Source organism: Streptomyces sp. NPDC030840 (assembly GCF_055572015.1).
Genome location: NZ_JBVIEE010000029.1, coordinates 70,130 through 83,141, shown reverse-complemented (window position 1 = coordinate 83,141; position 13,012 = coordinate 70,130). Strand labels below are relative to the sequence as shown.

General features: G+C 71.8%; 12 protein-coding genes. 4 read left to right on the top strand and 8 right to left on the bottom strand.

The window, feature by feature from the left end; all coding sequences use genetic code 11:
* Positions 1-63 precede the first annotated feature (63 nt).
* Positions 64-1,347: an adenylosuccinate synthase gene (locus tag ACZ49J_RS39855; RefSeq protein ID WP_467455883.1), complete on the top strand. Its 1,284-nt coding sequence runs from the start codon at positions 64-66 to the stop codon at positions 1,345-1,347.
* A gap of 68 nt (positions 1,348-1,415) precedes the next feature.
* Here the strand turns inward: ACZ49J_RS39855 and ACZ49J_RS39850 are convergent, their stop codons facing one another.
* The 4 genes from ACZ49J_RS39850 to ACZ49J_RS39835 form a co-directional block, all read right to left on the bottom strand.
* Positions 1,416-1,613, bottom strand: a complete 198-nt coding sequence (locus tag ACZ49J_RS39850; RefSeq protein ID WP_467455884.1) for a hypothetical protein — start codon at positions 1,611-1,613, stop codon at positions 1,416-1,418.
* A 37-nt stretch (positions 1,614-1,650) separates the two neighbouring features.
* Positions 1,651-2,301, bottom strand: a complete 651-nt coding sequence (locus tag ACZ49J_RS39845; protein ID WP_467455885.1) for a hypothetical protein — start codon at positions 2,299-2,301, stop codon at positions 1,651-1,653.
* Between the two features lie 145 nt (positions 2,302-2,446).
* A complete protein-coding gene (locus ACZ49J_RS39840; protein ID WP_467455887.1) occupies positions 2,447-4,891 on the bottom strand; it encodes a dolichyl-phosphate beta-glucosyltransferase in 2,445 nt (814 codons plus the stop codon).
* Complete coding sequence (locus ACZ49J_RS39835) at positions 4,888-5,592, bottom strand: GntR family transcriptional regulator (RefSeq protein WP_467455889.1); 705 nt, start codon at positions 5,590-5,592, stop codon at positions 4,888-4,890. The genes ACZ49J_RS39840 and ACZ49J_RS39835 overlap by 4 nt, the downstream gene beginning before the upstream one ends.
* A gap of 215 nt (positions 5,593-5,807) precedes the next feature.
* Between ACZ49J_RS39835 and ACZ49J_RS39830 the strand changes: the two genes are divergently transcribed.
* Entirely contained in the window at positions 5,808-6,485 is a 678-nt protein-coding gene (locus ACZ49J_RS39830; RefSeq protein ID WP_467455891.1) for a helix-turn-helix transcriptional regulator, read from the top strand.
* 75 nt (positions 6,486-6,560) lie between these two features.
* Here the strand turns inward: ACZ49J_RS39830 and ACZ49J_RS39825 are convergent, their stop codons facing one another.
* From ACZ49J_RS39825 to ACZ49J_RS39810, 4 genes are all read right to left on the bottom strand, one after another.
* Complete coding sequence (locus ACZ49J_RS39825) at positions 6,561-7,352, bottom strand: hypothetical protein (RefSeq protein ID WP_467455892.1); 792 nt, start codon at positions 7,350-7,352, stop codon at positions 6,561-6,563.
* A 50-nt stretch (positions 7,353-7,402) separates the two neighbouring features.
* Positions 7,403-8,119: a hypothetical protein gene (locus tag ACZ49J_RS39820; RefSeq protein WP_467455893.1), complete on the bottom strand. Its 717-nt coding sequence runs from the start codon at positions 8,117-8,119 to the stop codon at positions 7,403-7,405.
* Between the two features lie 258 nt (positions 8,120-8,377).
* On the bottom strand, positions 8,378-9,733 hold the full coding sequence (locus ACZ49J_RS39815) for an aminotransferase class III-fold pyridoxal phosphate-dependent enzyme (RefSeq protein ID WP_467455895.1): 1,356 nt from the start codon (positions 9,731-9,733) through the stop codon (positions 8,378-8,380).
* Positions 9,734-10,295: 562 nt separating this feature from the next.
* Positions 10,296-10,799: a hypothetical protein gene (locus ACZ49J_RS39810; RefSeq protein WP_467455896.1), complete on the bottom strand. Its 504-nt coding sequence runs from the start codon at positions 10,797-10,799 to the stop codon at positions 10,296-10,298.
* A gap of 194 nt (positions 10,800-10,993) precedes the next feature.
* Here ACZ49J_RS39810 and ACZ49J_RS39805 point away from each other — a divergent pair, with 194 nt between their 5' ends.
* Together ACZ49J_RS39805 and ACZ49J_RS39800 are read left to right on the top strand one after the other, a co-directional pair.
* Entirely contained in the window at positions 10,994-11,707 is a 714-nt protein-coding gene (locus tag ACZ49J_RS39805) for a response regulator transcription factor (protein WP_467455897.1), read from the top strand.
* On the top strand, positions 11,707-13,008 hold the full coding sequence (locus ACZ49J_RS39800) for a sensor histidine kinase (RefSeq protein WP_467455898.1): 1,302 nt from the start codon (positions 11,707-11,709) through the stop codon (positions 13,006-13,008). The genes ACZ49J_RS39805 and ACZ49J_RS39800 overlap by 1 nt, the downstream gene beginning before the upstream one ends.
* Positions 13,009-13,012 lie beyond the last annotated feature (4 nt).

Genomic DNA, 13,012 nt, shown 5'->3' with positions numbered 1-13,012 from the left:
CACGCGGTGCCGCGCACGTCACCCCGACCTTGGACATGCCCCGCCCGGAAGGGGTGTACGCGCGTGCCCGCACTTGTGCTGCTCGGTGCTCAGTGGGGTGACGAAGGCAAGGGAAAGGCCACCGATCTGCTCGGTGGCTCGGTGGACTACGTAGTGCGCTACCAGGGCGGCAACAACGCCGGCCACACGGTGGTCGTCGGTGACCAGAAGTACGCGCTCCACCTCCTCCCTTCCGGAATCCTGTCACCCGGCTGTACGCCGGTCATCGGTAACGGCGTCGTCGTCGACCCGTCGGTCCTGCTCTCCGAGCTGAGCGGTCTGAACGAGCGCGGCGTCGACACGTCCAAGCTCCTGATCAGCGGCAACGCTCACATCATCACGCCCTACAACGTCACCGTCGACAAGGTCACGGAGCGCTTCCTCGGCAAGAGGAAGATCGGTACGACCGGGCGCGGCATCGGTCCGACCTACGCCGACAAGATCAACCGAGTGGGCATCCGCGTCCAGGACCTGTACGACGAGTCGATCCTGACGCAGAAGGTCGAGGCGGCCCTCGACGTCAAGAACCAGGTCCTCACCAAGCTCTACAACCGCCGTGCGATCGCCGTCGGCCAGGTCGTCGAGGAACTGCTGGGCTACGCGGCGCAGATCGAGCCGTACGTCGCCGACACGATCCTCGTCCTCAACCAGGCGCTCGACGACGACAAGGTGGTCCTCTTCGAGGGCGGCCAGGGCACGCTGCTCGACATCGACCACGGCACGTACCCCTTCGTGACGTCGTCGAACCCGACCGCGGGCGGCGCCTGCACGGGCGCCGGCGTCGGCCCGACCAGGATCAGCCGCGTCATCGGCATCCTCAAGGCGTACACGACCCGCGTCGGCTCGGGCCCCTTCCCGACCGAGCTGTTCGACAAGAACGGCGAGGAACTGCGCCGCATCGGCGGCGAGCGCGGCGTGACGACGGGCCGCGACCGGCGCTGCGGCTGGTTCGACGCCGTCATCGCCCGTTACGCCACCCGCGTCAACGGCCTCACCGACTTCTTCCTCACCAAGCTCGACGTCCTCACCGGCTGGGAGGAGATCCCGGTCTGCGTGGCGTACGAGATCGACGGCAAGCGCGTCGAGGAACTCCCGTACTCCCAGACCGACTTCCACCACGCCAAGCCGGTCTACGAGTACCTGCCGGGCTGGAACGAGGACATCACGAAGGCCAAGTCCTTCTCCGACCTCCCGAAGAACGCCCAGAACTACGTCAAGGCGCTGGAGGAGATGTCCGGCGCCCCGATCTCCGCGATCGGCGTGGGCCCGGGCCGGGACGAGACGATCGAGATCAACTCGTTCGTCTAGGGCGACGAAGCGGGGGAGACGAAGCGGGGAGACGAGGTGGGGCGTCGCAGTGGGGCGTCCCACCTCGTTCACTCCGTGCGCAGCGCGGTGGCCGTGCCGGTCATGGCCGCCCAGCCGGCCGGGAGCAGGGCACCCGCCACCGCGATGGCCAGTCCGCCCAGGACGAGCAGGACCAGGACCGGTGTGTCCAGGCACTCGGCACGGGCATGAGCAACGCCGAACTCGCCGCGCGGTTCGCCCTGGGTGAGGCCACCGTGAAGACCCATGCGGCCCGGATCCTCTCCGGACTCCGCCTGACGGCTGTCAGCTGAAGACGATCATCGACCCCTGGGCCAGGCTCCGCGTCGCCGCGGCGTGGAGGCCCAGCCACACGTGCCGTTCCCGGGCGAAGGGGCTCGGGTCGTACGGGGCGGGCACGGCCGGCTCCTCCAGCTCCGTGGGGACCAGCGGAGCGTCGGGCGCGGCGGGCGGGTTCGCCGGGTCGATGCCGATCGAGGGGGCCACGAGCTCCAGCTCACGCAGCAGCGTCTGGGAGGAGCCCAGGGGGCCGCCTCCGGCCAGCAGCTCGTCGTTGGCGAGCGGGTGCGGGAAGTCCACGGGCACGTACGCCCCCGCGTGGTCGTAGTGCCAGACCAGGTGCGACTGCTGGGCCGTCGTCTCGAACATCTCCAGGAGCTGCTCGTAGTCGCCGCCGAGTTCGTCGACCGGGGTCACCGCGAGACCGCACACCTGCAGCAGGTACGCCCGCCGCAGGAAGTGCAGCGCGTCGTAGTCGAAGCCCGCGACCGGGGCCACGTCACCGGTCAGGCCCGGCATGTACTGGTACACCGGCACCGGCGGCAGCCCGGCCTCACCGAGCACCTTGTTGTAGAGCGCGAGCTCCTCGGCGAAGGGGTTGTCGGGGGTGTGGCACAACACGTCGACGAGCGGGACCAGCCACAGGTCACAAGCCAACAGAGAGCTCCTCGCGTAACGGACGGCAGTCAGGACAGGCGGTTCGGCGCACAGTGGTCGCACAGTGGTCAAGGAAGCGTAATGGGTGGGGACGGTCGCGGCCCCTCTCGTGTCGGCCCCCGTCCGGCCTCCGTTCAGACCCCATTCAGCCCCCTTCGTGCAGGTCCCATACCCACACCCCGTCGACCCACTTACCCGGCCGGCCCACCAGCTTCTCCACGGTCTCGCGCAGCTGCTCGTCGTACCCCTGCGGGGCCAGCACGAGGACGCCCGCCTTCCAGTAGGCGAAATCCCTGCGTGCCTGGGCCCGCCAGGAGTCGCCGATCTCGGGCACGACCCCCGAGTACCGCACGTCGCGCAGCAGATTCGACGTGTGGCGGGGCGAGGCGCCGTAGATGCCGATGCGCTCTTCGCCGTACGGGCCGTTGAAGTATCCGCCGGGCATACGGAACCGAAGGTGCGCCGCGGTCTGCCAGTGCAGCGCCTCCGCGTTGCCCGGGTCGGGCAGGGGCACCGGTACGAGCGTCTCGCCCTTTCCGACGTACGACTTCCACGTCCCGTCCGCGATGAAGGCCGGTACCTCGGCGCGCTCCACCGACTTCAGCGGGGCGGGCACGATCGGGATCAGCGCGGCCGCGACCGCCGTCAAACCCACGAACTGGGTCCCGATGTTCGGTGACTTCACCAGGGCGTCGATCGCGAGCGCCAGCAGCATGCCCAGCACGGGCGCGCAGACCATGGCCACGCGGCCCTCGATGACCGACTCGAACAGGGGCTTCTTCGCGAGCAGCGCCCACGGGCCCGGAACCACCGTGTCCGTCAGCGGGATACGGATCTTCGGGCCCATGGACAGCAGCGCCGCGGCCACGCCCGTGAACGCCAGCGCCTTGACGAGGGTCCGTTCCCACAGGCGGACGACGATCGCGAAGGCCAGCGCGGCCAGCGGCCAGCCGTAGAAGGCGTTCTGCTCGGTGGGGTTGAGGGCGAGCGCGCTCGCCGTCTTCTCGTCGCCCGCGACCAGGGAGCGTTCCGCGAAGGAGAACAGCGCCAGCGGGCTGTTGCCCGCGTTGTCGCCGTGCAGCACGCTCTTGTAGCTCTGCGGGCCGAAGAACTGCCAGAAGAGGGGGAAGGCGACCAGGGGGAGGCCGACCAGCGCGGCCACCCCGAGACCCTTGAGCAAGGGCCGCCAGGACTCCCCCGCCACGTCCGGCCGGGCCACCGCGTACGCCGCCGCGAACAGCAGCATGCCCATCGCCGCGAGCAGCAGCGGCTCCTCGCCGAGGAAGATCTGGTAGGCCGCCATCAGGCCGAGCACGACGCCGTCCCGGCGGACGCGGGCGCCCTCGCACAGCCTGAGCGCCCGGTCGATGATCAGCGGCATCATGAACAGGACGATGAAGTTCGGGTGCGCGTTGGCGTGGCTGACCATCGGCGGGGCGAAGGTCGCGAGGGCCGCGCCGGTGAAGGCCGCGCCCCGGTGGCGTACGACGCGGCGGACGATCAGCCAGTACCAGGCCGCCGCCGTCGCGGCCAGGCCCAGCGTCATCAGCAGACCGAGCGAGACGGCCGGGCCCAGGGTGAGGGTGATCGGCGTGAGGGGGACGGACAGGCCCAGCATGACCGTGTTGGCCATGAGGTTCACGCCGTCGGGGAAGCCCTGCAGGTCGGTGAAGAGCGGGTTGCGGAGGTGGACGACGTTGTCGGCCGTCACCGCGAGGAACCACTCCCACTGGTTCTGGTCCTGGAGGGAGTCGGGCAGATAGCGGTGGTTGGGGTCGATCCAGCGCCCGGCGTACAGGACCACCGCCATCAGCAGGAACGCCAGGACCGCGAGCAGGTCGGCGGGGCGCACCGAGCGGGCCTTGAGGACGGTGAGTTCGGCCAGGACCCGGGCGTAGTCCCAGGGGCCGATCTTCGAGCCGGACTGGTGGGCCCAGCGGACCGGGACCTCCGCGACCGGCCAGCCGGAGCGGCGGAAGTGCTGGAGTATCTCGATGTCTATGCCGAAACCGTCGAGCCGGGACGCGGCGAACGCCTCACGGGCCCGGTCGCCCTCGAACAGCTTGAAGCCGCACTGCGTGTCGCGTATCCCGGGGACCGCGAGGCCCCGGATGAGGAAGTTGCCGGCGCGTCCCAGGGCCTCGCGCACGGGGTGCTGGTGGCGTTCGATGGTGGCGCCCGGGGTGGCGCGCGAGCCGATCGCGGCGGCCTGACCGTCCGTCAGCGCCTTGTCGAGGTGCTCCAACTCCTCGATGGGGGCGGCCAGATCGGCGTCCGTGACGAGGACGCGGCGCCCGTAGGAGGCGCAGACGCCGAGGCGCAGGGCGTTGCCCTTGCCGCGGTTGCGTGGGCTGGTGACCAGTTGGACGCGGGGCTCGGCCTCCCCGGCGGCGGTGACGACGTCCCGGGTGCCGTCGGTGGAGCCGTCGTCGACGACGATGACCTCCCACGAGGTGCCGTCACCGGCTTCACGGAGGTGACGGATGATCGCGTCGAGGGTGGGGCCGAGCCTCTTCTCCTCGTTGTAGGCGGGTATGACGACCGAGAGGTCCACCTCGTGCGCGCCGGTGGCGTGCGTCGCGCCGCTCATCCGGCCGCCAGGCGCTCGACGAGGGCGAGGCAGTGGGCGTTGTGGCCGATGACGAGGTCGTGCGCGGCCTTGGCGTCGCCGCGCGAGAGGGCGTCCACGAGCTCGGTGTGACGGGCCCACAGCCGGCCGCGCAGATCGGGCAGGCGCCGCAGGTGCTGGACCGCGCACACCCAGGCCTGCACGCGCAGCCGGTGCAGGAAGTCCGAGAGGTAGGGGTTGCCGAACAGGTCGCTCAACTCGCGCCAGAACCGCAGGTCGTAGCCGATGAGGATGGTCAGGTCACCGGCGGTGGCGGCGCGCCGTGCCTCCTCGCCGCGGCGGCGCACGGCGGCCAGCACGGCGGCGGTGCGGGGGCCGGTGTCGTACTCCCTGTCGGCGCGGAAGATGCCGTCGATGACCATGGCACGGGCCTCGATCATCTCCCGGTAGTCCGTCAGGGAGTACTCGTGGACCTGGAATCCGCGGTGCTGCACCGCGTCCAGCAGACCCTGGGCCGACAGGTCGACCAGCGCCTCGCGGACGGGTGTCGCGGAGACGCCGTACTGGTCGGCGATCTCCTTCACCGTGAACTCCTGACCCGGCTGGAGCCGGCCGGCCAGCACCTCGTCGCGGAGCGCGTCCGCGAGCTGCTGTCGCAGGGTGCTGCGGGTCACGGCGCCGTTGCCGTTGCGGCTCGGCGTGGCGCCACCGGTGCCGGGCATGGTCGGGGCCCTCCCCATGGTGTGCGGTCAGGTGTTCGTGTGGCGGTACGTACTTTTCTACGAGCACGCCACCTTACGCGTTCGGACTTGCTCCGAGACCGATCGGTGCGCGGGGCCGGACTCGCCGTGTCATATGCGGGTTCTTGAACGCTTGAGCACGATCCGCGCGGGCCGCGTACTAACAAGTGTCCCCGGCCCGACGGAAGGACAGAGCAGTGCGAACTCCCAGGCGCCTCATCACGGCTCTGCGCGACACCGACACCGCCGAGGTCGCACTGGCCTGCAGCGTCGGCGACCTCACGCACGACGACTGGCTCGACGCCTACACCGCGGTGTCCGTGACCCGGGTGGCGCCCCCCTACCAGGAACTCAGGGCCAGACCGTGGCACGCGATCGTCCTGTGCTGCGAGGAACCGGCCAGGGAACTGGCCCGGTTGATCGACCACGTCGGGCATGTGGTGCCCCCGGTGCTCGTCATCAGCCCCTCCGCCGAGATGAGCCAGGTCGGGGGCGCCTTCCGGCTCGGAGCCACCAGCTACCTGGTCGCCGGAGACTTCACCCGCAGCGCGCTGTCGGCGGCCGTGGACGGCACCCTGCACGGGCACACGCACCTGTCGCCGCGGGCCACCACCATGCTGAAGCGGTTCAACTGCGACGCGCGGTTCGCGGACGAGACACCCCGGCACTCCCTGTCCCCGAGGGAACGGGAGATCATGGACCTGCTGGCGAACGGGTTCGGCGCACTGGAGATCGGTGGGCGGCTGAGCCTGACGGAGAAGACGGTGCGGAACAACCTCAGCAACATCTACGCCAAGTTGGAGGTCCGTGGCAGCACGGAGGCCGTCCTGTTATGGCTCGGGGTCACACCGCGGCGGGGGCAGTCGGTGGGGTGACGCACAGACACATTCATGGGAACGGCCCTCCGCGCGGGTACGCGCGCGGAGGGCCGCCGGGGTACTCGGTTCCGACTACGTGATGTCGACCTCGGAGAGCGGGACCTCGACGTCGGTGACGTTGGCGCCGCCCTGCTGGAACCCGGGTTCGGCGCGGACGCTGTTGCCGTTGCCGAGGATGGCGTCGGCCTGTGGGGTGCCGCACTTGACGTTGCGCAGCCAGAGACGGCCGTCCGGGGTGCCGTTCTTCAGGAGCTGCGGATAGAAGACGTGGACGGTGGCGGCTCCCTCGCTGGGCGAGAAGAACACCGTCTGGCCGTCCTGCGCTTCCTTGTAGGTGGCCCGGAGGAACCCGCTCACGTCGGTGCGCTTGTGGGACCACATGAAGAAGCCGATGTGGTCCGCCTTCACCGTGTCGCTCCTGCTGAAGGAGAACGAGGACGTGGTGTCGTCACGCTTGATGTCGATCTCCTGCGTGTTGAACTTCAGGCCGATCTCGAAGAAGGAGTTCCCCAGCTTCGTACCGCCGTCCACGCCGAAGCCGTTCTCCAGCTGAACGACACGTGTCACGGACGCGGTGCCGCTGAAGGTCTTCGTCGCCGCGGTGCTGATGCCGCAGTTGTCGGTCACCGTGGTGACCCGCTCGTTGGGGCCGAGACTGTCGGCCTTGCTCTGGACGTCGACGAACTCGCAGTTCTCCAGCTTGTCCGAGTCCGTACGGCAGTCGGTGGCCACCTCGTCGGGGGTGGCGGCGCCCGCGCTGTACATCAGGGGGACGGCGAGGCCCAGGGCGGCGAGGGGTGCCAGGGCGAGGGTGATGCGCTTCTTCTTGCTCCGGTGGCTTCCGCCGCGGCCGGTGCGTGTCATGGGTGTCTCCTGTGGGGGATGGTCGTCGGGAAGCGGGAAGCGCCCGCGCGTCAGCAGTCCTCGAGTACGGCCTTGGAGGTGCCGTCCACGAGTCCGGGCGTGCCCGCGGCCCCCGGCCGGATGACCGGGCCCTCGACGACCTCCTCCGCCACGAAGTTCTTCTCGGGCGTGGCGTTGGTGACGGTGGTCGCCTCGCGGGCGTCGATCCGCACCCGCCACTCGCCGGTCATGCGCTGCATCTTGGGCGTGAAGGTGACGTGCAGGACCTTCCCGACGGGCACTTCGCGCTGCTCCGACTCGGACGCGGTGGCCGTCTTGACGGTCATGTCCAGCGTGGCCTTGTGGCTCACCCAGGAGGCGTTGAGGGCTCCGAACAGGCCGCCGGCGGCGCCCTGCTGGGTCACGGTGTACTTGCCCTGACCCTGCCCCACCGCCTGCGAGTACTCGGTGGTCACCTTGGACGGTTCGGTGGCGTCCGGCTCGCAGTTGGGGAAGTCGACGGTGACCTTCTCCGTGGGGCCGTCAAAGGTCTCGAACTTGGTTTCGACGAAATCGCAGTTGTCGGCCGCGAAACCGTCGCCGAGGCCGCCCCCGAAGTCGCTCACCGACTGCTGTTTGCCGTTCAGCACCGCCGACCGTTGGCACATGCTGACGATCTGCTCCGGCGTCTTCTCCTCCTCGGCGGCGTCGGCCGAGGGCAGCAGGGTGACGACGGCGCCACCGGTGGCGAGGGCACAGCCGATGGCCACGAGGCGGATCTTCTTCATGTTCAGGTCTCCCGGAGGGTGGGGGGTGGGGGCCTCCGGGAGTGTCGCCGAGGTAAAGGGAGGGTCAACAGAGTCAAATGTCCCTACCCGCGGGTTTCGACTTCGGCGGGGGAGAGCTCAGCCCCTCCGTTTGAGGAGCGGGGTCCGGGGCGGAGCCCCGAAAAGGCGGGGTCGAAGGGGCGGAGCCCCTGGGGATGGGACGGGAAGGGGCGGCGGGGGCGAGAAACACCCAGGCGCCGCCCCGGCACGGCACCCGCCCTATCCCACGTACCGATCCGCGACCGCCAGCGCAGCGTCCAGCGCCGCCAACCCCTCCTTCATCTCGCCCTCCGTGATGGTGCACGGCGGCACGACATGTGTGCGGTTCATGTTGACGAAGGGCCACAGGCCGTTCGCCTTCGCGGCCGCGGCGAACGCACCCATGGGCGCCCCCGCGTCCCCCGTCGCGTTGTACGGCACGAGCGGTTCCCTCGTCCCCCGGTCCTTCACCAGGTCGAGCGCCCAGAACATGCCCACCCCGCGCACCTCGCCCACGCACGGGTGCCGCTCGGCCAGCTCCCGCAGCCCCGGCCCGACGACCCGCGCCCCGAGGTCGGCCGCGTGCTCGACCACGCCCTCCTCGGCCATCACGTTGATCGTGGCGACGGCCGCCGCGCAGGCCAGCGGGTGCCCGGAGTACGTCAGACCGCCCGGGTAGGGCCGCGTGGCGAACGTCGCGGCGATCCGCTCCGAGACGGCGACGCCCCCCAGCGGCACGTACCCCGAGTTCACGCCCTTCGCGAAGGTCAGCAGGTCCGGCACCACACCGAACAGGTCCGCCGCGAACCACTCGCCGGTCCGCCCGAACCCCGTCATGACCTCGTCCAGGACGAAGACGATGCCGTGCCGGTCGCAGATCTCCCGCACACCGGCCAGGTACCCCGGCGGCGGCACCATGATCCCCGCCGTGCCCGGCACGGTCTCCAGGATGACCGCCGCGATGGTCCCCGGCCCCTCGAAGGCGATCGTCGTCTCCAGGTGCTCCAGCGCCCGCGCGCACTCCTGCTCCTCGCTTTCGGCGTAGAACCGCGAGCGGTACGGGAACGGAGCCCAGAAGTGCACGACACCCGCCGTCCCGCTGTCGGACGCCCAACGGCGCGGATCTCCCGTCACGTTGACGGCCTGCTGCGTACCGCCGTGGTACGAGCGGTACGCGGACAGCACCTTGGGGCGGCCCGTGTGCAGGCGGGCCATGCGCAGGGCGTGCTCGACGGCGTCGGCCCCGCCGTTGGTGAAGAAGATCCTGTCCAGGTCGCCCGGCGTCCGCTCGGCGATGAGCCGCGCCGCCTCCGACCGCGCCTCCACGGCGAACGCGGGCGCGAAGGTGGTCATGTGGGCGGCCTGCCGCTGGATCGCCTCGACGACCTTCGGGTGCTGGTAGCCGATGTTCGTGAAGACGAGCCCGCTGCTGAAGTCCAGGTACCGCCTGCCGTCGTAGTCCCAGAAATGGGAGCCCTCCGCGCCGGCCACGGCGAGCGGATCGATCAGCTCCTGCGCGGACCAGGAGTGGAACACATGCGCACGGTCCGCGGCCTTCACGGCGGCGCCGAGCTCGGGATTCGGCTGAGGGGTCATGCCGGGGAGGGTAGGAGCCGGGGGGTGAGCCGCGACATCGGCGTCCTGTCTGCGGTGCGCACGGTAACGCGACAGTGTGTCGGGGTTGGACACCGCCGGGTGCCGGGTGCCGGGTGCGGGGTGCCGGGTGTCGGTGCCGGTGCCGGGGTGCCGGGAGGCGGATGTGTCGGTGTCCGGGGTGCGGGGTGCCGGGTGCGGGGTGCGGGGTGCCGGGTGCGGGGTGTCGGTGCCGGTGCCGGGGTGCCGGGGTGCCGGGTGCGGGGTGCGGGGTGCCGGGTGCGGGGTGCCGGGTGTCGGTGCCGGGGTGCCGGGAGGCGGATGTGTCGGTGTCCGGGGTGCGGGGTGCCGGGAGGCGGATGTGTCGGTGTCCGGGGTGAGGGGTGCCGTGCGGGGTGCCGGGTGCGGGGTGCGGGGTGCCGGGTGCGGGGTGCCGGGTGTCGGTGCCGGTGCCGGGGTGCCGGGAGGCGGATGTGTCGGTGTCCGGGGTGCCGTGCGGGGTGCGGGGTGCCGTGCGGGGTGCCGGGTGCCGGGCGCCGGGAGGCGGATGTGTCGGGGCCGGGGCTCAGTCGTCCGCGTCCGCCATCCGCTGGGCCCGGGCCCCGGCCGGGGTGCACGTGATGTCGTACGCCAGGTCGTCCGCGTCGTCGGCGCTGGGCTCCGCCTCCAGCCGGGCCACCGGGGCGGGTCCGCGCTCCACGTCCTCGTCGAACCCGTATCCGTCGTCCGGGCTCCAGGAGACGAGGTACACGGTCCCGTCGGAACGGCACTCCACGGTGGCGGTGCCGCCGGTGAAACGGACGGTTTCCCGGTCCCGGGTGGGCCACGGGCTCGGCGAGGAGGCGGGGGGAGTGGAGGAGGGGGACGGGGAGGAGGGGTGCGGTGCGGGCGTCCGGTCGCTTGAGGGCCCGCTGTCCGCCAGCGCCCGCCGTACGGCCGCGTCGTCCAGGGCGCGGCTGTGGTCGGGCGCCCCCGCGTCGGCGCTCGCCAACTGCCAGGCGCCCAGTCCGCCCGCGCCCGTGCCGACGGCCACCCACGCCGCGGTCACCAGGGCACTGCGCCACTTCACGCGCCGACCACCTCTCCTCGACGACGCCGGGCTCGTACACGTCCGCCCCCGCCGCCGTGCGGGAGGACGCTGACAGGACCCTGCCGCACCTTTCCCTAAAGCGGGGTTAAGACACCTGCAAAGCTGCCCCTCCGACGGACCGGCCGTTCACCTGGATTCCATCTGGCGTACAGCATCTGGCTACCGTGTTCGTCATGGCCCACCTACTTGTCGTGGAGGACGATCCCGCGCTGCGCGGAGCACTGGTGCGTGCCCTGCGGGACAGGGGGCACGCGGTCGCGACGGCACCCAGCGGGATGGCGGGACTCGACGCGGCGATGACCCGCCCGCCGGACCTGGTCGTCCTGGACCTGGCGCTGCCGGACGTCGACGGCGGGCAGGTGCTGCGCATGCTGCGGGCGGTCAGTGACGTACCGGTGATCGTGGCGACAGCGCGGGACGAGGAGCCGGAGATGGTCGCGCTGCTGGAGAACGGCGCCGACGACTACATCGTGAAGCCGTTCGGCGCGGCCCAGCTCGACGCGCGGATCAAGGCCGTGCTGCGGCGGCTGGGCACGGCCGAGCCCGAGGAGCCGCTGCGGGTGGGCGGTCTCGTCCTGGACCCGGCGGCCCGCGAGGTCGCCCTGGACGGCCGGGCCCTCGACCTCACCCCCCGGGAGTTCGACCTGCTGGCCCACCTGGCGCGCCGGGCCGGCCAGGTCGTCTCCCGCCGCGAACTCCTGGCCGAGGTCTGGCAGCAGCCGCTGGGCGGCGCGGACAAGACGGTCGACGTCCATCTGTCGTGGTTGCGGCGGAAGCTGGGCGAGACGGCCCAGGCGCCGCGCTATCTGCACACGGTCCGCACCGTGGGCGTGAAGCTGATGGCACCCACGCCCGACGGCGGGACCGGCGCGACGGGGGAGCCGTAGTGCGGCGCCGGCTGCTCCTGCTGACCGGGGCCACCACAGCCCTGGTCCTGGCCGCTCTGCTCGTACCCCTCACGCTGCTCACGCGGACGCACGCCGCCGACCGCGCCACCGCGGAGGCCACGGCGCGGGCGCAGTGGGTGGCGTCGGCCGTGGGGCCCGTGCTGGCGAGCGGCGCGCGAGGCGAGGAGGATGCCGAGCAGACCGTGCGGAGCGCCAACGGCGCCGGTCTTCCCCGGACGTCGCTCATCCTCGCCGACGGTTCCGTCGTCGGCGCCCCGGCGCGGGTCACGGGCGCGGTCCGGCTGGCGCGTACGGGGCGGGCGTTCACGTACGAGCCGTCCGGCGGCGGACGGTTCGTGCTGGTCCCTGTGCACGGCGCCCCGGACGGCACGGCGGTGGTGCAGGTGGCTGTGAGTCCGGGGCAGTTGTACGACGGAGTGCTCGCGTCCTGGCTGGTGCTGGCCGGAATCGGCGCGGGTCTCGTCCTGTTGGGGCTGGTGCTCGCCGACCGGTTGGGCGCGCGGCTGGTGGGCACGACCCGCTCGCTGGCCGGGACGGCGGACCGGCTGGCCGCCGGAGACCTGTCGGCCCGCGCGGAACCGGCCGGGCCACCGGAACTCCGCCTGGTCGGCGACCGGCTGAACCGGCTCGCCGCCCGCATCGACGAAATCCTCGCCGCCGAACGGGAGAACGCGGCCGATCTCGCCCACCGTCTCCGCACCCCCGTCGCCGCGCTCCGGCTGGACGCCGAGACCCTGCGTGACCCCGCCGAGGCCGAGCGGATCACGCGAGGGGTGGCCGCGCTGGAGCTGGGCGTCGACGAGGTCATCCGCCGGGCGCGGCGCCCCCTGCGGGAGGCCGACCCCTCGTCCGACCTGTCGGCGGTGGCGCGCGAACGGACCGCGTTCTGGCTGCCGTTGGCCGAGGACCAGGGCCGGGCCGTCGAGGTCGGGACCTCTCCCGGTCCCCTCCCCGTGCCCGTTCCGCCCGACGAACTCGCCGCCGCGCTCGACGCGTTGATCGGGAACGTGCTCGACCACACCCCCCAGGGCACCGGCTTCCGCGTCACGGTCCGGACGGCCGGTGAGACCGCGGAGCTCGTGGTGCAGGACGAGGGCCCGGGCTTCCCCGACGGCGGCGCGGGCACCCACCCCGCGGTCCGCGGCACCAGCGGCGCGGGCTCCACCGGCCTCGGCCTGGACATCGCCCGCCGCACGGCGGAGGAGGCGGGGGGCACCTTCACGGCGCGGAGCGCACGAGGGGCGAGGGTGACGCTCACGTTCCCGAGGGCAGCCCCCTGACCGT

Bases quoted from the DNA above. Each gene is read 5' to 3' on its own strand.
- ACZ49J_RS39835 (WP_467455889.1), bottom strand. From the start codon at position 5,592: ATGCCCGGCACCGGTGGCGCCACGCCGAGCCGCAACGGCAACGGCGCC.
- ACZ49J_RS39850 (WP_467455884.1), bottom strand. From the start codon at position 1,613: ATGGGTCTTCACGGTGGCCTCACCCAGGGCGAACCGCGCGGCGAGTTC.
- ACZ49J_RS39820 (WP_467455893.1), bottom strand. From the start codon at position 8,119: ATGAAGAAGATCCGCCTCGTGGCCATCGGCTGTGCCCTCGCCACCGGT.
- ACZ49J_RS39815 (WP_467455895.1), bottom strand. From the start codon at position 9,733: ATGACCCCTCAGCCGAATCCCGAGCTCGGCGCCGCCGTGAAGGCCGCG.
- ACZ49J_RS39825 (WP_467455892.1), bottom strand. From the start codon at position 7,352: ATGACACGCACCGGCCGCGGCGGAAGCCACCGGAGCAAGAAGAAGCGC.
- ACZ49J_RS39805 (WP_467455897.1), top strand. From the start codon at position 10,994: ATGGCCCACCTACTTGTCGTGGAGGACGATCCCGCGCTGCGCGGAGCA.
- ACZ49J_RS39840 (WP_467455887.1), bottom strand. From the start codon at position 4,891: ATGAGCGGCGCGACGCACGCCACCGGCGCGCACGAGGTGGACCTCTCG.